The organism is Dactylosporangium vinaceum, from assembly GCF_019904175.1.
In the GTDB taxonomy this organism is placed as follows: domain Bacteria; phylum Actinomycetota; class Actinomycetes; order Mycobacteriales; family Micromonosporaceae; genus Dactylosporangium; species Dactylosporangium vinaceum.
Window position 1 is genome coordinate 6598916 of the sequence record NZ_CP061913.1, and the last position, 18289, is coordinate 6617204.

General features: G+C 71.5%; 20 protein-coding genes. 6 read left to right on the top strand and 14 right to left on the bottom strand.

Annotation, left to right across the window (positions count from 1 at the left end; translation table 11 throughout):
* Positions 1-135: 135 nt before the first annotated feature.
* Together gsmA and Dvina_RS29705 are read right to left on the bottom strand one after the other, a co-directional pair.
* Positions 136-852, bottom strand: coding sequence for a sporangiospore maturation cell wall hydrolase GsmA (gene gsmA, locus Dvina_RS29700; protein ID WP_223092629.1), 717 nt, complete (start codon positions 850-852; stop codon positions 136-138).
* 96 nt (positions 853-948) lie between these two features.
* Positions 949-1545, bottom strand: coding sequence for a cysteine hydrolase family protein (locus Dvina_RS29705; RefSeq protein WP_223092630.1), 597 nt, complete (start codon positions 1543-1545; stop codon positions 949-951).
* A 71-nt stretch (positions 1546-1616) separates the two neighbouring features.
* Between Dvina_RS29705 and Dvina_RS29710 the strand changes: the two genes are divergently transcribed.
* Positions 1617-2555, top strand: coding sequence for a GlxA family transcriptional regulator (locus tag Dvina_RS29710; protein WP_223092631.1), 939 nt, complete (start codon positions 1617-1619; stop codon positions 2553-2555).
* Positions 2556-2564: 9 nt separating this feature from the next.
* On the opposite strand, the gene Dvina_RS29715 is transcribed toward Dvina_RS29710, so the two are convergent.
* From Dvina_RS29715 to Dvina_RS29735, 5 genes are all read right to left on the bottom strand, one after another.
* Entirely contained in the window at positions 2565-3050 is a 486-nt protein-coding gene (locus Dvina_RS29715; protein ID WP_223092632.1) for a hypothetical protein, read from the bottom strand.
* A gap of 129 nt (positions 3051-3179) precedes the next feature.
* Positions 3180-3749: a hypothetical protein gene (locus Dvina_RS29720; RefSeq protein WP_223092633.1), complete on the bottom strand. Its 570-nt coding sequence runs from the start codon at positions 3747-3749 to the stop codon at positions 3180-3182.
* 177 nt (positions 3750-3926) lie between these two features.
* Positions 3927-4841 (bottom strand): NADP-dependent oxidoreductase, encoded by a 915-nt coding sequence (locus Dvina_RS29725; protein ID WP_223092634.1) that lies wholly within the window; start codon positions 4839-4841, stop codon positions 3927-3929.
* Between the two features lie 3 nt (positions 4842-4844).
* Entirely contained in the window at positions 4845-5954 is a 1110-nt protein-coding gene (locus Dvina_RS29730; protein ID WP_223092635.1) for an LLM class flavin-dependent oxidoreductase, read from the bottom strand.
* A 43-nt stretch (positions 5955-5997) separates the two neighbouring features.
* On the bottom strand, positions 5998-6804 hold the full coding sequence (locus Dvina_RS29735; RefSeq protein WP_223092636.1) for an aldo/keto reductase: 807 nt from the start codon (positions 6802-6804) through the stop codon (positions 5998-6000).
* A gap of 88 nt (positions 6805-6892) precedes the next feature.
* Between Dvina_RS29735 and Dvina_RS29740 the strand changes: the two genes are divergently transcribed.
* Positions 6893-7471 (top strand): dihydrofolate reductase family protein, encoded by a 579-nt coding sequence (locus Dvina_RS29740; protein ID WP_223092637.1) that lies wholly within the window; start codon positions 6893-6895, stop codon positions 7469-7471.
* Positions 7472-7895: 424 nt separating this feature from the next.
* Positions 7896-8174 (top strand): hypothetical protein, encoded by a 279-nt coding sequence (locus Dvina_RS29745; RefSeq protein WP_223092638.1) that lies wholly within the window; start codon positions 7896-7898, stop codon positions 8172-8174.
* A gap of 528 nt (positions 8175-8702) precedes the next feature.
* Here Dvina_RS29745 and Dvina_RS29750 read toward each other — a convergent pair.
* From Dvina_RS29750 to Dvina_RS29760, 3 genes are read right to left on the bottom strand one after another with little or no spacing between them, the layout of a single operon-like run.
* Positions 8703-9449: an amino acid ABC transporter ATP-binding protein gene (locus tag Dvina_RS29750; protein ID WP_223092639.1), complete on the bottom strand. Its 747-nt coding sequence runs from the start codon at positions 9447-9449 to the stop codon at positions 8703-8705.
* Positions 9446-10288, bottom strand: a complete 843-nt coding sequence (locus tag Dvina_RS29755; protein WP_223092640.1) for an amino acid ABC transporter permease — start codon at positions 10286-10288, stop codon at positions 9446-9448. Before Dvina_RS29755 ends, Dvina_RS29750 begins: the two co-directional genes overlap by 4 nt.
* Positions 10288-11169 carry an ABC transporter substrate-binding protein gene (locus Dvina_RS29760; protein ID WP_223092641.1) on the bottom strand — a complete coding sequence of 294 codons (882 nt, stop codon included), beginning with the start codon at positions 11167-11169 and terminating at the stop codon, positions 10288-10290. Before Dvina_RS29760 ends, Dvina_RS29755 begins: the two co-directional genes overlap by 1 nt.
* Before the next feature lie 172 nt (positions 11170-11341).
* Here Dvina_RS29760 and Dvina_RS29765 point away from each other — a divergent pair, with 172 nt between their 5' ends.
* Entirely contained in the window at positions 11342-13732 is a 2391-nt protein-coding gene (locus tag Dvina_RS29765) for a penicillin-binding protein (RefSeq protein WP_223092642.1), read from the top strand.
* Between the two features lie 352 nt (positions 13733-14084).
* Here the strand turns inward: Dvina_RS29765 and Dvina_RS54570 are convergent, their stop codons facing one another.
* The 3 genes from Dvina_RS54570 to Dvina_RS29780 form a co-directional block, all read right to left on the bottom strand.
* Complete coding sequence (locus Dvina_RS54570) at positions 14085-14534, bottom strand: pyridoxamine 5'-phosphate oxidase family protein (protein WP_246655401.1); 450 nt, start codon at positions 14532-14534, stop codon at positions 14085-14087.
* Between the two features lie 205 nt (positions 14535-14739).
* Entirely contained in the window at positions 14740-15246 is a 507-nt protein-coding gene (locus tag Dvina_RS29775; protein ID WP_223092643.1) for a GNAT family N-acetyltransferase, read from the bottom strand.
* A gap of 99 nt (positions 15247-15345) precedes the next feature.
* The gene (locus Dvina_RS29780; RefSeq protein WP_223092644.1) at positions 15346-16557 is read right to left on the bottom strand and encodes a multidrug effflux MFS transporter; all 1212 of its coding nucleotides are present in this window, start codon (positions 16555-16557) and stop codon (positions 15346-15348) included.
* Between the two features lie 35 nt (positions 16558-16592).
* On the opposite strand from Dvina_RS29780, the gene Dvina_RS29785 reads away from it, so the two are divergent.
* Together Dvina_RS29785 and Dvina_RS29790 are read left to right on the top strand one after the other, a co-directional pair.
* Positions 16593-17018 carry a MarR family transcriptional regulator gene (locus Dvina_RS29785; RefSeq protein ID WP_246655402.1) on the top strand — a complete coding sequence of 142 codons (426 nt, stop codon included), beginning with the start codon at positions 16593-16595 and terminating at the stop codon, positions 17016-17018.
* A gap of 232 nt (positions 17019-17250) precedes the next feature.
* Positions 17251-17796 (top strand): HAD domain-containing protein, encoded by a 546-nt coding sequence (locus tag Dvina_RS29790; RefSeq protein WP_223092645.1) that lies wholly within the window; start codon positions 17251-17253, stop codon positions 17794-17796.
* A 108-nt stretch (positions 17797-17904) separates the two neighbouring features.
* Here Dvina_RS29790 and Dvina_RS29795 read toward each other — a convergent pair whose 3' ends face one another.
* Complete coding sequence (locus tag Dvina_RS29795; protein WP_223092646.1) at positions 17905-18216, bottom strand: hypothetical protein; 312 nt, start codon at positions 18214-18216, stop codon at positions 17905-17907.
* Between the last annotated feature and the right edge of the window lie 73 nt (positions 18217-18289).

Below are 18289 nucleotides of genomic sequence, written 5' to 3' on the forward strand. Positions count from 1 at the left end.
CCTCACGCGCTCGACGCATGTCGCTGACCGTGACGCGCCCGTCGCGCGGCGCCGGATCACAGACGTGCCGCGCGGCGCTGGGTCACCAGACGTGCCGCGCGACGCCGGATCACAGACGTGCCGCGCGGCGCTGGGTCAGACGTCGTACTGGTACAGGTTGTACTTCGCCATGACGTTGGTGAGCTTCACGGTGTACTGCGGGTCCGTCGCGTAGCCCGCCCTGTGTATCTCGGCCGCGAACCGGTTCGGGTCGTTCGTGTACTGGAAGGCGATGCTGTACCGGGCCAGCGACGCGAGCGTGGCGCCGTGGTCGCGGAACGAGTCGGCGGCGGTCGCGTAGGTGCGGAAGGACGCCTGCGTCGGGAAGCACTGCCCGGCCGCCGTGCACTCGCTCGTGTCGTGCGTGCGGCAGCCGTTGGCGTACAGGCCCTGCCCGTTGCACTTCATGCCGAAGAAGTTCCGGTCGAACGTCGACAGCGCGCTCTTGCCCCACCCGGACTCGAGGATCGCCTGGGCCAGGGTCACCGACGCGGGCACGCCGTGCTCGCGGCGGCTGCGCTGTGCACCGGGCACAGCAGCCGCAATGAACTCAGCGGTCGTCATCGTCCCGTTCGGCTCGGCCGCCACCACCGGCACCGTGGAAACCGGCACAGGCACAGGCACAGGCGTCGTGGGCGCGGCCGGAACGGTCACCGGTGCGTCGCCCGGCGGCCGGCACGGGTCGCCGACCGAGCGGCACGAGAACAGCGGGCCGTCGGCGGGCGCCGCGGCGGCGATCCCGCTGCCGACGGCGAGCGCGGCGAACGTGGCGGCAACGGTGGTGACGAGCGTGCGCCGGATTCCGGGCAGCATGGAAGGCTCCTGTCGGGCGGTCGGTCGGTGGCACCACCAAAGGTCCGACACGCCCGGGGCAGCAGGATTCCCGCCGAGGTGCGCTGCGGTTGCGGGCTACAGGCCGCGCAGCACCTCCGCGGTGGTGAGCACGGCGTCGGCGTACAGGGGCCCGGTCTGCTCGGTCGCGGCCCGCTGGAGCTCCATGGTGAACGCGGCCGTCGCATCCTTCACCAGCGTCACCCCGTATCCCAGCTCCATCGCGAACCGGCCGGTGCCCTCGACACAGCCGGGCGCGGTGAGGCCGGCGAGGATGATGTGGCCGATCCCGTGCTGGCGCAGCTGCTGGTCGAGGTCGGTGTGGGCGAAGCCGCTCATCGCCCAGTGCTCGGTGGCCACGACGTCACCGGGGCGGGGGCCGAACTCGGGGTGCCACTCGCCGCCGGGGGTGCCGAGCGCGTACAGCCGCGCGTCGCGCAGGGCCGTGTGCGGGCGGCGGGCGCGGGTCCAGCCGTCGACGTCGCCGGGCCGCCAGCGCCGGTGGGGCGCGACGAACACCGCGATCCCGGCCGCGCGCACGCCCTCCAGGAGCGCGCGCAGGTGCTCGCGCAGGCCGACCGCCTCGGCGACGTCCCGGATGCGCGGCCAGAGCCGGCCGTCGTCGGCGAGGAAGTCGTTGTAGGGATCGACGAGTACCAGACCGGTTTCGCTCATGGGACCGAGTCTGCCGAACCCCGCGTTGGCACGGATGCCCCCGATCGCAGGTTTCGTGCCATGCTGGGGCCATGGCGTTGCGGAGGGTGGCGGCGTACGTGCCGGACGGTGTCGCGTCGCTCGGGCTCGGCCTGGCCGCCGGCGTGTTCCGGGCCCGGCCCGGGCTGACCGGGTTCGACTTCGCCGTGTGCGCCGAACGGCGCGGACCGGTCGGCACCGACCTCGGGGTCCCGGTCGTGGCCGGGCACGGGCTCGGCCTGCTGGCCCGGGCCGACCTGGTGCTCGTCCTTCCCGGGTCCGGGCCGCCCGCGCCCCGCCTGCCGGCCGCGCTGCGCCGGGCGCACGCCCGCGGCGCCACCGTTGCCGCGCACTGCCTCGGCGTGTTTGCGCTCGCGGCCTCGGGGCTGCTCGACGGGCTGGCCGCCACCACACACTGGCAGCACGCCGGCGCCCTGGCCGCCGAGTTCCCGGCCGTGACAGTGCGCCCCGAGCACCTCTACATCGACGAGGGCCGCATCCTCACCGGCGCGGGCGCGGCCGCCGGCCTGGACCTCTACCTGCACCTGATCCGCCGTGACCACGGCGCCGCCCTGGCCAACGCCATCGCCCGGCTCCTCGTCGTCGCGCCGCACCGCGACGGCGGCCAGCAGCAGTACGTCGAGGCCCCGGTCCCGGCCGGCGCCGACTCCGACCGGCTCGCCGCGGTCCTCACCTGGATGCAGGCCCACCTCGGCGAAGCCCAGCCCGTCGACGCCCTCGCCGCCCGCGCATTGATGAGCCGACGATCCTTCATCCGGTACTTCCGGTCCGCCACCGGCACCACCCCGCACGCCTGGCTGCGGGCCCAGCGCCTCAACCGGGCCGAGGAGCTGCTGGAGACGACGACCCTGTCCACCGCGCAGATCGCCGCCCGCACCGGCTATCGCAGCGCCGCCGTCCTGCGCGAGCAGTTCGCCCGCCGCCGCGGTCTTGCGCCGAGCGACTACCGCCGCGCCTTCTCCCGCACCTGACCGGCGCGGTCAGCCGCGGTCGACGTTCCACCGGGCCGGCAGCGCCGTCCCGCAGTAGGTGCAGGCGAAGTCCCCGTCCTTGACGACGTTGAGCTCGGTGCACCCGGGGCAGCGCCGGAACGTCAGCTCGTCGCTGAACCGCCCCGGGTGGCGCAGCGCGGCCCGCTCGAACGCGGCGGCGACCGCGGGCCAGGACGTGACGTCGGGGCAGTATCCGGTCGACTGGTTGCTGACGGTGCGCACGAACCACCCGTCCGCGTCCCGGGCGAACGTCACCTCACCCGCACCCCGGACCCGGCTCCCGCCGGCGCAGGCGACGTGCTCGCACTGGCGCGGCGCGAGGAGCAGGTAGCCGTGCCGGTCGACGACATAGGTGAACGGCTCACTGGCGTCCGCGCGGGCGATCCAGCGTTCGAAGGCCGCCGGGGAGACCATCGCCGCGCCCGCCGGGCCGCCCATCAGCTCCGCCGGGCCGACGTACCGGTAGAGGCGCATTCGTCGATGATAGTGCGGCGCCGCTGCGGCGTGGGCCGGTTGCCGCGGGCCGCGATGGCCGGTGCGCCGGTGCCACCGGCCGACGACGCACGGCCGGACCCCGCCCGCGGACGCCGACCCCGGCCGGGCTCAGCGGCGGGGCTCCACCCGGGCCCGGCCGGTGACGGTGGCCGCGGGCTTCGGCTGCGGCAGGCGGGCCGCGGTGTAGCGGACGGGCCGGATCACCGCGGAGCCGTGCATGGCGAAGCCGAGGTACTCCAGCGCCGCCTCCAGGCCGTCGCCGTCGGGGTCGGTGATGGGGCGCGCGGCCTCGGTCGGCAGCGGCGGGCCGACCGCCACGATCTCGGCGCCGGCCTGCACCGACACCTGCCGCAGCAGCCGGCCGTCGCGGGCCGCGGTCAGCGAGTAGGCACCCGAGAGCGTCTCGGCCATGCACCCGACGGCCGTCCCCAGCTCCCGGGACAGCTCCACGACCAGGGTCGGGGCGTCCGCGAGCAGCAGCGACGTGTCGAGCAGGATCGCGTAGTGCGGCCACTCCTCCAGGGCCAGCCCCCACCCGCCGTCGCCGCCGTCGAGGTCCAGGTCATCCGGGTCGGCCACCGGCGCGCCGGGAAAGAAGTCCCCGCAGTGCCGGCCGAGCGCGGCGAGCAGCCCGGAGCCGCTTGCGGTGGCCGCGAGATAACCGTGGTGCATACCCATGGCCGACGAACCTACCCTCAGCTCCCGCACCCCCGGTGGGTGGCCCAGGCATCCCGGACCCCGATGAGCCCACCGCCCGGTGCCGGGACCGGGCGCCGGCGACATCGGCGAGCGTGACGGTCCCGAAGACGCCGCCGCCGGGACGACCCGCCCGGCCGGCTCCACGGCGCCGGGGTCTCAGGGAATGAGGGCGACCTTCCCGCCGGGGTGGCCGGTGCGGACCAGGTCGATCGCGGCCGGCGCCTCCGTCAGCGGGAACGTTCGCGCGACCGGGACGACCAGGCGGCCCTCGCCGGCCCAGGCGATCAGGCGGGCGCGGACGCTGTCGCGGTAGGCGGCGCTCTGCGGGAGGTTGCCGGCGATGGCCCTGATGCCGGCCGCGCGGGAGCGCTCGGAGGCGACGATCGTGACCGCCCGGGCCGGGTTGTCGATGGTGTCGAGGGCCTCGGCGGTGCCGACGGTGTCGATGACGGCCGCGATGCCCGGGGGGATTCGGGAGCGCAGGCCCGGGCCGTACGGGATCGGCTCCGCGCCCGTCCGGCGCAGGAGGTCGAAGTTGCGCTCACTGGCGGTACCCACGACGGCAATGCCCTTGAGACGGGCCTGCTGCAGGACGCTGATGCCCACCGCTCCGGAGGCGCCGTGCACGAGGATCGTCTCGCCCGCGGCCGCGCCCACCACGTGCAGGGCCTCCGCGGCGGTGGTGCCGGCCAGCAGCAGGTTGGCCGCGGCCGGGAAGTCGAGGGTGGCGGGCTTCGCGAAGACGTCCTTCGCCGCGACGGTGACCCGGGAGGAGTAGCCGCCGGCGATGCGGAAGGCCAGCACGGCGTCGCCGACCGAGCCGCCGCCGGAGGCGATCTCGGTGCCGGGGCCCACGGCGCTCAGGACGCCGGCGACCTCGTAGCCGATCCTCAGCGGCAGCTCGCGGTCGGTGCCGCGGTCGGGTGAGAGATGTTTGTAGTCGGCCGGGTTCACGCCCGCCGCCCGCACGTCGATCGTCACCTCACCCGCGCCGGGCGGGGGGACCTCCGTGTCGACGAGCGTCAGCACCTCCGGGCCGCCGAACGACGGCGCCACCCACTGCACGGCCATCCGCTACTCCCCCAGCAATCCGGCGCGCCGCAGGATCGGCATCACGCCCTCCCCGAAGTGGTACGCCTCTTCCAGATGCGGCTGCCCGGAGAGGATGAAATGATCAATGCCGATCCGATGGTACTCGCGGATGCGCTCGGCCACCTCAGCGTGACTGCCGACGAGTGCGGTACCCGCTCCGCCGCGGACCAGTCCGTATCCGGCCCAGACGTTCGGGTACACCTCCAGGTTCTCGCGCCGGCCACCGTGCAGGGCGGCCATCCGCCGCTGCCCGACCGACTCACTCGCCGCGAACTGCCCCTGCACCAGCGCGACCCGGTCCTCGTCGATCCGGGCGACGAGCCGGTCGGCCTCGGCCCACGCCTCGGCCGCCGTGTCGCGGCTGAGCACGTGGAAGCGGATGCCGTACCGCAGCGCCCGCCCCGCCCCGGCCGCGAGCGTGCGCATCCGATCCAGCCGCTCGGCGATCTGCGGCGGCGTCTCCCCCCACGCCAGGTAGGTGTCGACCCGCTTGGCGGCGACCCGCTCCGCGGCCGGGCTGGCCCCGCCGAAGAAGACCGGCGGCGGCTCGAACGGGGCGAACGGGATCCGGGCCTGCTCGATGCGGTAGTGCTCGCCGGTGAAGTCGAACGGCTCGGTGGCCGCGCTGACGCCCCGCAGCACGGCCAGGAACTCGTCGGTGCGGGAGTAGCGCTGGTCGTGGTCGAGGTGATCACCGAACCGCCGCTGCTCCACCGGGTCTCCGCCGGTGACGACGTTGAGCAGCAGCCGGCCGCCGGAGATCCGCTGGAACGTGGCCGCCTGGTGCGCCGCGAGCGTCGGCGTGATCAGCCCGGGCCGGAACGCGACGAGGAACTTCAGCGTCGTCGTCACCTGGCTGAGCGCGGCGGTGGTCAGCCAGGCGTCCTCGCACCAGGTGCCGGTCGGGGTGAGCACCGCCTCGAACCCGAGCTGCTCGGCCGACCGGGCGATCTGGCCGAGGTACTCGATGCTGGGCCGCCGGAACCCGTCGGCGACGGCCCCCAGCGTCGACTGGGAGCCGTCGCCCGAGCCCACGATGTCCCGGCTGTCCCCGTTCGTCGGCAGGAACCAGTGGAGGTGAAGTCTGCTCACCCGACCATCTTAGTAGGTTTTGGACCGCGGGCTCAGCGGAGGTTCACCACCACGGGTGCTCGTGGGCGATGCCGGTCCCGCCGGTGCGGTCGAGCGCGTCGAGCGCGGCCAGGTCGGCGTCCGACAGCTCGAACCCGAACACGTCGAGGTTCTGCACGATCCGCTCCTGGTGCACCGACTTCGGCAGCACGATGAGGCCGCGCTGCAGGGACCATCGAATCAGGACCTGCGCGGGGGTACGGCCCACCCGCTCCGCGATCGCGGCGAGCGCCCGGTCGCCCAGGTGCCGGCCGGTGCCCAGCGGGCTGTAGGCCTCGACCGCGATGTTGTGGCGCTCGCTGACGTCCTGCAGGGTGCGGCGGTACTCGAACGGGCTGAACTGGATCTGGTTGACCACCGGCGCCGGGCCGCCGAGCGCGAGCACGGCCGCGATCTCGTCGACGTTGAAGTTGGAGACGCCGATGGAGCGGGCCAGGCCGCGTTCGAGCGACTGCTGCATGCCGGCCCAGGCCCGGGTCGGTCCACCGGCGGGCCAGTGGACGAGGTACAGGTCCACGGCGTCGACGCCGAGGCGCTTGAGGCTGCCCTCGAGCTCGGCGGCCGGGTCGCGGCGGCTCGGGTTGAACTTGGTGGTGATGTAGATGTCCTCGCGGGGCACGCCGCTGTCCTTGATGGCCCGCCCGACGCTGTCCTCGTTGCCGTACACCTGCGCGGTGTCGATGTGGCGGTAGCCGGCCTCCAGGGCCCACCGTACCGCGTCCTCGCACTCGCGCCCGTCGCCGACCTGCCAGACCCCCAGCCCGATCAGCGGGATCTCGGTGCCGTCGGCCAGCTTACGCACAGTATTCACGAGAAGATCTTAGTCGGCGCCTGTCGGATCGTCCGGTCGCCGTTCGTAGCCGGGGTACGAAGGCAACCATCCGCGAAAGGACATCGCCATGACCGCCGTGTACACCTGGGACGTCTTCTCCACCCTCGACGGGTTCGGCTCGTACGACGAGCACGGGGACTGGGGCGGCTACTGGAGCAAGCAGGGCCCGCAGCTGCTCGCCCACCGGGCCGGCCTGTTCACCACGCCGCAGCGCATGGTGTTCGGCGCGACCACGTTCCGTGAGAACGCCGAGATCATGACCTCCGGCCTGGACCCCCACACCCTGGACGAGTGGAACGTCCGCACGATGCAGTCACCGGCGACGGTGATCTCCTCGACGCTCACCGACACCCTCGGCTGGCCGGACGCCACGATCGTCCGCGGCGACGGCGCCGACATCGTGCGCCGCCTCAAGGCCGAGTCCGACGTGCCGCTGCGCTCGCAGGCCAGCCTGTCGCTGAACCGCTCGTTGATGGCCGCGGGCCTGGTCGACCGCGTGCAGGTGACCATTTTCCCGGTCATCTCCGGCCGGACCGGCACCAGCCCGATCTTCGCCGGCGCGGCCGACTTCGACCTGGAGCTGCTGGAGAGCCGCACGCTGGACGGCCACATCCAGGAGCTCACGTACCGCCCGACGCTGCACTGACCCCGCCGGTCACCACGCGAACCGCCCGGTCACCACGCGAACCAGCCGAGCAGCGCACGAACCAGCCGAGCAGCGCGGAGACCGGCCGAGCAACGCGCGGGCAGGCCGGCAGCGCGCGCGGGGACCGGCTGGGCGCTGCTCCTCGATGCCGGGGCCGCGGAGGCGGGTGCTTGATGCGGGCCTGCGAGACGCGGGCGGCAAACCAGGCGCCGAGCGCGGCGGCAGGGAGCCGTCGATGCCAGGGAGCCCTCGGTGGTAGGAAGCCCGCCGGCGGCCGGCACGAGGCCGGCGGTACGGGCGGCGGGGCGCCGAGGCGGTGCTCACAGACCCGCGGCGCGGCCGTCGCCCACGGCCGGGCGGCCGGCGTCCCAGGAGCGCCGGCTCGACTGGAAGGACCGACCGACCTGTCGTAGGCTCGCGGCTCGTGACGATTGATTACGCAGCTGAGGCCCCCGAGACCGGTGCCGAGCCGGCCGTCGAGTCCTTCGAAGAGCCGGCCGCCGGCCCCGCGGTGATCTACACCGCCTACTTCTCCGCCGTCGACGAACTGGTCGAGCACGTCAAGGCGGCCGAGACGCTCAACCTCGGCTTCCGGGTGGAGTCGTACCTGGTGACGCCCGAGGAGGCGCCCGACACCCAGCAGGTCGAGTTCGAGTTCACGCTGCTCAACGAGCAGCCGGTTCGCGACGAGGAACGCGACTGACGCACCGCGGACGGTTCCGAGCGGCCGCCACGCCTGACCGGCGGCCGCTTCGACCCGCCACAGTCGCGCACGGACGCGGCCACGGCACGGCAGGCCGCGCTCCCGCGCACGTGGCTTCCGGCGCGCATCTGGCCTCGGGTGCACATCTGGCCTCCGGCACGCACTGGGCCTCCGGCACGCGCTGGGCCTCCGGCACGCGCTGGGCCTCCGGTGCGCGCCGGGCACCGGGGTCGTTGCCGTGGGCGACGACCCCGAAGCTCACGCTCCGCGACCAGCGCCACGGCGGCCCGGCCGATCCCGCTCCGGCGTCCGCGACGACCACCGTCGGCGCCCCGTCGCTGCCAAGGCCGGCCACCGTCAGGACCGGCCACTGCCAGGACCGATCACCGTCAGTGCCGACCACAAAGCCGGCCACCGTCAAAGCCAGGCCGCTGCCAAGGCCAGCCTCAAAGCCAGCCACCGTCAAGCTGAGCGCCCGCCAGAACCGATCCCCCGTTACCACCGCCTGCCCGTTGGCGCTGCTCGCCGTCAGAGCCGGCCCGACTCGATGATCCGGGCCAGAAACTGGCGTGTCCGCGGCTCCTGCGGGTCGCCGAGCACCTGCTCCGGCGGGCCCTGTTCGACGAGAGTGCCGCCGTCGAGGAAGCACACGCGGTCGGCGACCTGGCGGGCGAAGCCCATCTCGTGGGTGGCCAGCAGCATGGTCATCCCCTCGGCGCGCAGGTCGCGGATCAGCGCCAGCACCTCACCGACAAGCTCCGGGTCCAGCGCCGAGGTGACCTCGTCGAGCAGGAGCAGGCGCGGCGAGTTCATCAGGGCCCGCACGATCGCGACGCGCTGCTGCTGGCCGCCGGAGAGCCGGTCGGGGTAGGCGCCGGCCAGGTCGGCCAGCCCGATGCGGGCCAGCAGTTCGAGGGCCTTCGCGCGGGCCTGCGCGGCCGGGACGCGGTGGACGTGCACCGGTGCCAGAGTCACGTTGGCCAGGACCGACATGTGCGGAAACAGGTTGTACGCCTGGAAGACGATCCCGATCCGCCGGCGCACCCGGTCCGGGTCGGCCCGCGGGTCGGTGATGTCCGCGCCGTCAAGCCGGATCACGCCGTCGTCGACCGGTTCGAGGAGGTTGATGCAGCGCAGCAGCGTCGACTTGCCCGAGCCGCTGGCGCCGATGAGCGCGACGACCTGATGGTCGTCGACATCGACGGAAATCCCGCGCAGCACGTGGCGGTCGCCGAACACCTTGTGCACGCCCTCGACGGACAGGACCGTGGTCATAGGCCGAGATCTCCCGACTGGCGGCGGGCCGCCCGCAGCGTCACCCAGTCGGTCACCGCGACGAGCGGGATCGCGAGCACGACGAACAGCACGCCGGCGACGATGTACGGGGTGTAGTCGTAGGTCACCGAGGTCTGGATCTGGGCGGCCCGGATGGCGTCGACCGGCCCCGCGAGGGAGATGAGGCCGACGTCCTTCTGCATCGCGACCAGGTCGTTGAGCAGCGGCGGCGCGACCCGCCGGACGGCCTGGGGCAGCACGACGTGGCGCATGGTCTGCCGGTACGTCAACCCGAGTGAGCGCGCCGCTGCCCGCTGTGACGGATGGACCGACTCGATGCCCGCCCGGAAGACCTCGGCGATGTACGCGGCGTACGTGAGCACCAGCGCCGCCCCGCCCAGCCACAGCACGGTCGGCGTGCCGCGCAGGCGCAGGCCGGGAATCCCGAACGCGAACACGTACAGGGTGATGATCAGCGGCATGCCCCGGAAGGTGTACGTGTAGCCGGTCGCGAGCGCGCGGAGCGGGAAGAACACGGGCCGGCGCAGCGTGCGCAGGGTCGCGATGGCGAGCCCGAGGACCAGCGCCCCGGCGGCGCACCAGGCGAGCAGCTGGATGTTGAGCCAGAGCCCGTGCAGTACAACCGGCAATGCTTTGGCAGCGGTCTGCGGGTCCAGGAAGGACTCCCGGACCCGTCTCCACCCCGGTGCGCCCGTGATCGACACGAGCAGTAGCCCCCCGATCACCGCCGTCGAGACCGCCGCGACCAGGACCGACAGCATCGTCTGGCGGCGTCGGTACCGCTCCCGCTCCCGCTGGATCGCCGAGCGTTCGAACATCAGGCGAGCGTCGGTGCGCCCTGGGCCGCCGACAGCCACTGCTGCTGCAGCCGCTGCAGCGTGCCGTCGGTCCGCAGCGCGTCGACGGCCCCGCTCACGCAGCCGGTGAGCCGGGAGCCCTTGTCGAGCACGAGCCCGAACTGCTCCGGGGTGCCGGTGGTCGGCGGCAGCTGCCCGATGATGGCGGCGTCGGTGATCTCGGCCCCGGTGATGTAGAACGCGGTCGGCAGGTCGACCACGAGCCCGTCGATCTGCCCGTTCTGCAGGGCCTTCTTCGCGTCGTCGTTGTTGTTGTACACCGCCGGACCGGCCGACGGCTTGACGACCTCGGTGATCGAGCGGTAACTCGTGGTGCCGACCTGCGCGCCGAGCTTGGCGTCCTTGAGGTCGGCGATACGCTTCGCGCCGGCGATCTTGGAGCTCTTGAGCGCGATGACGGTCTGCGTGACGTCGTAGTACGGGCTGGAGAAGTCGACCGCCTGCTTGCGCTCCTCGGTGATCGAGAACTCGTTGATGTCGAAGTCGAAGGCCTTGGGGCCGGGCGCGATCGCGTTGTTGAACGTGACGCGGGTCCAGGTGACCTGATCCTTGGTGTATCCGAGCTTGCCGGCCACCGCGTACGCCACCGCCGCCTCGAAGCCCTCGCCGCTCTCGGGCTTGTTGTCGGCGAACCACGGCGGGTACACGGGGTCGTCGGTGCCGACCGTCAACCTGCCGGCGGCAACGGTCTTGAGCTGCGCCGGAGCACAGGACGTAGCCGGCCCGCCACTGCCGGACGCAGCCGGTGCCGCAGTATCGGACTCGTCACTGGGCGCACAGCCGGCCGCGGCAGCCAGCACGCCGGCCAGCCCGGCCGCCAGGAGAAGGGTCACGGAGCGCATGGACGAGATCATATCTATATTTCCGATAGGAAAAAGATCTTGCCCGGGCTGTGGGCAGAGCGATATCCCGGCGTTATGAAGTCGCGGCCGGAGCTTGACAACCTGACCGTCATCGTCGGGCGTCTACCTCTGGCGAGAACGTCCGGCGGCGCTGGGAGTGAGCGGAATGCGGATGCGCAAACGGCAGTTCGGCATCCTGGCCGACCTCGCCTCCCTGCTGCTGTGCGGGCTCCTCGCGGGGCTGGTGGTCGCGGCGGCCGCGTTCCCGGCGATCGCGATGTCGGGGCTGCTGGCGAAGACCGGCTCGGACACGTTCGAGAGCCTCGAAAACCCCCTCGAGGTGCTGCCGTCGCCGCAGATCAGCTACGTGTACGCGAACGACGCCAAGACCCTGCTCGCGATGATGTACGACGAGAACCGGCGCGACGTGAAGATCGACGACGTCGCCGAGGTCATGCAGCACGCCATGGTCGCGGCCGAGGACAGCCGGTTCTACCAGCACCGCGGCGTCGACGTGAAGGGCGTGGCCCGGGCGTTCGTGGCCAACCAGAACGGCGCCGACCAGCAGGGCGCCTCGACGCTGACCATGCAGTACGTCCGCCAGGCGATCGCCTACTCGGCGAAGACCCCCCAGGACGTCGTCGACGCCACCGACAAGACGCCCACCCGCAAGCTGCGCGAGATGAAGTACGCGATCGACCTCGAGAAGAAGCTGTCCAAGCGCGACATCCTCGAGCGGTACCTCAACATCGCCCCCTTCGGCCACGGCGCCTACGGCGTCTATGCAGCTTCCCATGTGTACTTCGAGAAGGACCCCAAGGACCTGACGCTGGGTGAGGCATCGCTCATCGCCGGGCTGGTCAAGGCCCCCGGCACGCTCGACCCGGCGACCTCCGAGGGTCTGCCGAGGGCGCTGGAGCGGCAGAAGTACGTGCTCAATCAGATGGTCAACATGAAGTTCATCGACCGGCCCACGGCCGACGCCGCGATCGACCCCAAAATCAAGATCGTCGGCAAGCGCACCCCGGAGGGCTGCGAGTCGATCCAGCGCACCGATCTCGGCGCCGGCTTCTACTGCGACTTCCTGCGCCGCTGGTGGATGGACCAGAAGGTGTTCGGCGAGGACCAGTATCAGCGGGCGAACCGGCTGCGCGCGGGCGGGTACACCGTCATCTCGGCCCTTGACATGCAGACCCAGGCGGCCGCCACCCGGTATGCGAAGGAGCAGCCGAAGGAGGTGTCCAAGGATCAGCAGGTCCGGCTGGGCAACCCCAACGCGATGATGCTGGCCGCCATTCAGCCGGGCACCGGCCGGGTCACGGCGATCGGGACGAACCGCACGTTCAGTAACGACCAGACGCCCAACGGCGGCAACACCAACCCCGACAAGCGCGGGCAGAAGGGCAACTACCCGAACACGACGGTGCCGATCATCACCGGCGACTCCGACACTCCCGGTTACCAGGCCGGCTCCGCGTTCAAGATCTTCACCGCGGTCGCCGCCCTCGAGTCCGGCCTGCCCCTCGCCACCACGATCAACACCGAGAAGCAGTTCGTGTCCGACTTCCCGATCAACCCCAACAGCCCGGCCGCCTGCAACGGCGCCCACTACTGCCCGAAGAACTCCGGCGGCCAGTCGGGCCCCTACAACATGTGGACCGGCTTCGGCAGCTCGATCAACACGTTCTTCGTGCCCCTCGAACAGCAGGTCGGCGTCGTCCACGTCGTCGACGTGGCCAAGCGGATGGGCATCCAGTTCAACGCCCCCGAGGACGCGAAGCTGGCCAACGACCCGAAGACGTGGGGCGCGTTCACGCTCGGTGTCTCGGCGACCACACCCCTGGCCCTGGCCAACGCATACGGCACCCTCGCCGCCGACGGCGTGTACTGCGAGCCGACCCCGATCGTCGAGGTCAAGGACAACAGCGGCAAGAAGGTCGAGGGCCTCGACCCGCGCTGCAAGCAGGCGATCGACCCCGAGGTCGCGCGGGCCGCCGTCGACATGGCCCGCTGCCCCGTCGGCGACCAGTCCGCCACGGGCAAGTGCGGCGGCGCCACCGCCCCCTACGCCCGCGACTTCGTGAAGCGCCCGATCGCCGGCAAGACCGGCACGACGGACTCGGAGAAGAGCGCCACGTTCACGGTGATGACGAGGCAACTGGCCGTGTCCGGCTTCCTCACCGACCCCGACTGGCCCGAGACCAACAAGGACATGAAGCACCCGCCGGTCAACTACGCAACGTTGGCCGTACTGCGAGACGGCCTGGCCGGGCAGCCGGTTGTCGGCTTCACCGCGCCCACGAACGACAAGGCGATGGGCAAACTGGTAAACATCCCCTCGGTCAAGTGCCTCCCCGTCGACCAGGCCCGCAACAGGGTGAAGGAGGCCGGCTTCTCCGTATCCGTAGCCCCGGGCGCGGTCGCCTCGAAGTGCCCGGCCGGCACCGTCGACCGCACCAACCCAGCCGGCGCCACGACGAAGGGCGGCGGCGTCCAACTGGTGGTGAGCGGCGGCAACGGAGGCGGCGGCCCCGGCGGCGGAGGAGGCCCCGGCCCCCGCTAGCGCTGTGTCCACCAACGTTCGCCGGGCCTACCAGGCAGCCCGACCAGGTCGAGGCGGCCTTTACCCGATCAACGTTGGCGGACAGGGCGCTGGTGAACGCCGCCGCACCCGCCGGCCTCACCACGCACGGCAATGAGGGCGCGGCAGTTGCCATGACACATGAACTCACCGTCCACGACCGGCGGCCCTGCCGCGTCCTCCCGGCCGATCGTCGACGAGGGCGGCTCACCTGAGGCCACGCAAGCGCGGACCGGCGGCCCAGGCACGCCGATGCGGGACCGGCCCGACAAAGCAGCTCACGCGATCTGCGGTTCGGGCGGCATCGGCTGGGCCGGTCGGCGGTGCCGCCGGGTCACTTCCGCCGGAAGATGTCGACTCCCGCCCCGGGCCGCCACCGCGTGATCACGAGCTCATCCCCCTCGACCACCGTCAGCACAGCCTCGTGCACCTCCAGCCGAAACGCATGGAAGTCCCCGGGCGGCTCACTCCCCGTCACGTACGCCGCCTTCTCCGCCCCCACCACCTCAACCGCCACCCCGGACACCTTCGCATCGCCCCCGGCGAACGGATGGGCATGAATCGCACACCGCCCGTCCCGCTGCAGATCGCGAACCTTCCGCGCCCCGATCATCGACCCGAACGACAGTCCATGTCGACCAAAATCAACCTCCGACCCACTGACCCGCGGCGATCCGTACCTCCGCAGCGTCGCCAGCACATGCGTCTCCGCGGCCTCGAACCGCAGCCGCACCGCCGCCGCCAGTTCGCCGGCCTCGTCCTCGAAGTCCTTCCACGTAGCCATACCGAGCACCGTCGCACCAAACCCTGACAGCCCCTGTCACCCTTTCCGCCCGGACCCCGCCTGGACGCCCCGCCCTCGCAAGACGGCCATACACATACGTCAGGCGGTGACGATCGCAGCAGCGAAGGAGCGGGGCCGCCGCGGCGTACGGTGACGACTGCGCCGGGGCTTCCGTCCGGGACCGGGACCGGGAGCGGCGAACCGGCTAGCGGCGGTCGCGGAGGGTCCGCTGCATGAGGACCGTGTCGAGCCAGCGGTTGTGCTTGTGACCCACCGATTGCAGGCGGCCGACCTCGATGAAGCCGTGCTTGCGGTGCAGCGCGGCGGACGCGTCGCTGCCCGGGTCCACGATCACGGCGATCACCTGGTGCAGACCCGCATCCGTACAGGCGTCGAGCACCGCTTGGAGCAGGGCCGAGCCGAAGCCGCGGCCGGACCACGCCGGGGACAGGTAGATCGAGTCCTCAACGGTGTGGCGGTAGGCCGGCTTCGGGCGCCACGGGGTTGCGTAGGCGTAGCCGGCCACCTCACCGTCCGCCTCGGCGATCAGAAACGGCAGGCCGCGGGTGGACAGGTCGGCGTGACGATCGTGCCAGGCGTCGAGAGCTGGTGGATTTTCGTCGAACGTGACGACTGTCTCGGTGACGTAGTGGGCGTAGATGGCGGCGACAGCGGGCAGGTCATCGCGCGTGGCCGTGCGGATCGTCAGCACCGGCCGAGCCTAGGGCCGGCGGCGGAGTTCGAGCGACCGCCGCGCAGACGCGTGACAATGGTTACGGCTGCCGGCGCCGCCGTCCTGCTCTGGCGCCGCTCACCAGTCCGCCCCTACGCCGCGCTGTTCGGCACTCGTCGTGCGTAGCAGCGGCAGGACGGCCAGGGCAGCCACTGCGCACACGAGCAGTGTCACACCCATGGCGATCGGTGAGCCGGGGCCGGCCACGCCCATCGCGGACGCGGCGGCGGCGCCGATCAGGAACTGCAGCAGGCCCTGGAGGGAAGACGCGGCCCCGGCCGTCGCGGCGTGCGGGCCCATGGCGAGCGTTGTCGCGTCCGGGAGGATCGGGCCCAGCATGGACACGACCACGAAGAGGCAGATCAGCAGGATCGGTAGCGGCGCGCTTGTGGCGGTGCAGGCGAACACTCCCGAGGCGGCGACCACGGCGATCACGAGGGCCGACCGGAGCAGGGCTTCGGCTTCGCGGCCGCGGCCGATCAGGAAGCCATTGACCTGGGCCAGCAGCACGATGCCCAGGCCGTTGGTGGCGAAGACGAGGCTGAATTGCTGGGCGGTCAGGCCGTACACGTTCTGGAGGACGAACGAGGAGCCGGAGATGTAGGCGAAGACGGCGGCGAACATGAGTGCGGCGGCGAGGACGTACCGCAGGTAGGAGCGGTCGGTGGCGAGGGCGGCCATGTCACGCAGCGTGCCGGGGAGGTGGGCCGGGCGCCGTCGTTCGGGCGGAAGGGATTCACGCTGTGTGACGAGCACCGTGACGAGCAGGACGGCGCCGATCGCGGCCAGGATGATGAAGATTCCGCGCCACGACGTGAACCGGAGAACCTGGCCGCCGACCACCGGAGCCAGGATCGGGGCGAGGCCGTTGACAAGCATGGCCACGGAGAGGAACCGGATCATCGCCGGGCCCTCGAACAGGTCGCGGACGATCGCGCGCGCCAGTACGGTGCCGGCGGCCGCACCGAGCGACTGCAGCGCCCGGGCACCGATGAGCCAGCCGCCCGTAGGGGCGAGGGCGCAGCACACGGAGCCGGCTACGTACAGCGACAAGCCGACGATCAGCGGGCGGCGCCGACCCCACGTGTCGGAGAGCGGGCCGACCATGACCTGCCCCAGCGCCAGTCCGATGACGAACACGGTGAGTGACAGCTGCACCATCGACGGCCTCGCGTCCAGGTCACGGGCCATGCCGGGCATCGCCGGGAGGTACATGTCGATCGTGAGCGCGCCGAATCCGCTCAGGGATCCAAGTACCAGCGCCAGGCGAATGCGATGGATTATGCTCACATAATTATCATGTCATAACCGCCTAGGATGGCACCGTGAAGGACGACCCGCTTGCCGATCTCGCCGATCTGATCATGAACGTCGGCCGGCTCGTGCGGGCCCGCGCACCCGAGGGGCCCGGGACGGTGCCGTTGACCGAGACGGAACGGCAGGTCATGCGGGTCGTCGACCTGCACCCAGGGGCCGCCCCGAGCACCATCGCGAGCCGTACCCGGTTGCAGCGCACGAACGTCAGCGCGACCCTGCGCAGCCTGGAGGACAAGGGAATGATCTCGCGCAGCTCGACGACCGGGCGCGGGATCGCGGTACACCCCACCCCGCTCGCGCAGTCGAACCTCCAGCTCCTGCGCCGCGCCTGGTCGCGTGAGCTCGACGGACTCCTCGGTGACGATCTGGATGCGGTGCGCGACTGCAACGCTCTCCTTGCCCGTCTCGAGCAGCGGCTCACCGACGAGCACTGAGCGAAGCGATGAGCGCTGAACACCGGCCGGACCCGGCGGGCGGCGCGCCGCGGCAAGCCGTGCGAGCACCGGTCTGGCTGCCCGACGCCGTATGGCGTGCTGAATACTCGACGTCGTATGGCGGGCTGAGTAGGTGAGCACTGGACACCGGCCAAACCTGGCGGGCGGCGCGCCGAGGCCAACCGCGCGAGCACCGATCCGGCTGCTCGACGTTGCACAGCGTGGTCAATAGATGAACGCTGGACACCGGCCAAACCTGGCGGGCGGCGCGCCGCGGCGAACCGCACGGGCACCGGTCTGGCTGCTCGACGTTGACGGCGTGCTCAATACACGTCGACCCTTGTGGGGTTCGGATCTTTTCCGTGGTACCGCACGCGCCGGCAACATCGACTGGCCCATCCGGTGGGCGCCGGCGCTCATCGAGCGCATCGTCCGGCTGCGCGCGCTCGGGCTCGTCGAGGTGCGCTGGTGCTCGACGTGGTGCACCGACGCCGACGAGATCGAGAACCTCTTCAGCCTGCCACCGCTGCGCTGCGCCCTGTCCGCCGACCAGCTGTCCACAGTGGAGTCGACTGACGATCTGAAACGGGCGGCAGCACGACAGGTTCTCGCATCCGGGCGCCGGCTGGTGTGGACGGACGACACGGCAGTGCCGATGCCGACCCTGGCGCGGGCCCGGCTGAGCGCCGGCGGGCGCGCACTGCTGATCCGTCCGCATCCGCGGCGAGGGTTGCGACCACGGGACCTGGCACTGATCGAGGCCTTCGCCCGGACCTGAGAGTGTCGATGTTGACGCACCTCCACGACGACAGTCAACGTCGACTCAAGTCCGCCCCGATTCTCGACGTCGACGAAAATCCTAGGCGCTCGTCGACCTCGACCAACATCACCACAAAGCGACGTCGAAGTCGAAGAAATCACCACGAACGTCGACGAAATCAGCGCCGACGTCGATGTCGATGTCGATCGAAATCGGTAGGAGCGTCGACACCGATCGCAGCACCGCAACAACCGTCGACGTCGACGTCGACGAACTACGCACCGTGAACCGGCCCCGACCGCGCGGACTGCACCGGTTCCAAGCCTGCGCCGCTTGCAATGCCCGCGTCCCTCGATGTCGATCGAAGTCGGCATGGGCGTCGACGGCGATCGCAGCACCACAACGACCGTCGACGTCGACGAAAATTACCTTGAACATCAATATCGATCAGCAATGGCATCAGTGTCGGTGCTTATCGCAGCCCTGCGACGACCGTCGGCGTTGATGAACA

Coding starts and splice junctions, on each gene's coding strand:
- Dvina_RS29790 (WP_223092645.1), top strand. CDS start 17,251: ATGAACGCTGGACACCGGCCAAACCTGGCGGGCGGCGCGCCGCGGCGA.
- Dvina_RS29760 (WP_223092641.1), bottom strand. CDS start 11,169: ATGCGCTCCGTGACCCTTCTCCTGGCGGCCGGGCTGGCCGGCGTGCTG.
- Dvina_RS29710 (WP_223092631.1), top strand. CDS start 1,617: ATGGCGTTGCGGAGGGTGGCGGCGTACGTGCCGGACGGTGTCGCGTCG.
- Dvina_RS29715 (WP_223092632.1), bottom strand. CDS start 3,050: ATGCGCCTCTACCGGTACGTCGGCCCGGCGGAGCTGATGGGCGGCCCG.
- Dvina_RS29725 (WP_223092634.1), bottom strand. CDS start 4,841: ATGGCCGTGCAGTGGGTGGCGCCGTCGTTCGGCGGCCCGGAGGTGCTG.
- Dvina_RS29705 (WP_223092630.1), bottom strand. CDS start 1,545: ATGAGCGAAACCGGTCTGGTACTCGTCGATCCCTACAACGACTTCCTC.
- Dvina_RS29765 (WP_223092642.1), top strand. CDS start 11,342: ATGCGCAAACGGCAGTTCGGCATCCTGGCCGACCTCGCCTCCCTGCTG.
- Dvina_RS29750 (WP_223092639.1), bottom strand. CDS start 9,449: ATGACCACGGTCCTGTCCGTCGAGGGCGTGCACAAGGTGTTCGGCGAC.
- Dvina_RS29720 (WP_223092633.1), bottom strand. CDS start 3,749: ATGGGTATGCACCACGGTTATCTCGCGGCCACCGCAAGCGGCTCCGGG.
- Dvina_RS29795 (WP_223092646.1), bottom strand. CDS start 18,216: ATGTTCAAGGTAATTTTCGTCGACGTCGACGGTCGTTGTGGTGCTGCG.
- Dvina_RS54570 (WP_246655401.1), bottom strand. CDS start 14,534: ATGGCTACGTGGAAGGACTTCGAGGACGAGGCCGGCGAACTGGCGGCG.
- Dvina_RS29740 (WP_223092637.1), top strand. CDS start 6,893: ATGACCGCCGTGTACACCTGGGACGTCTTCTCCACCCTCGACGGGTTC.
- Dvina_RS29755 (WP_223092640.1), bottom strand. CDS start 10,288: ATGTTCGAACGCTCGGCGATCCAGCGGGAGCGGGAGCGGTACCGACGC.
- gsmA (WP_223092629.1), bottom strand. CDS start 852: ATGCTGCCCGGAATCCGGCGCACGCTCGTCACCACCGTTGCCGCCACG.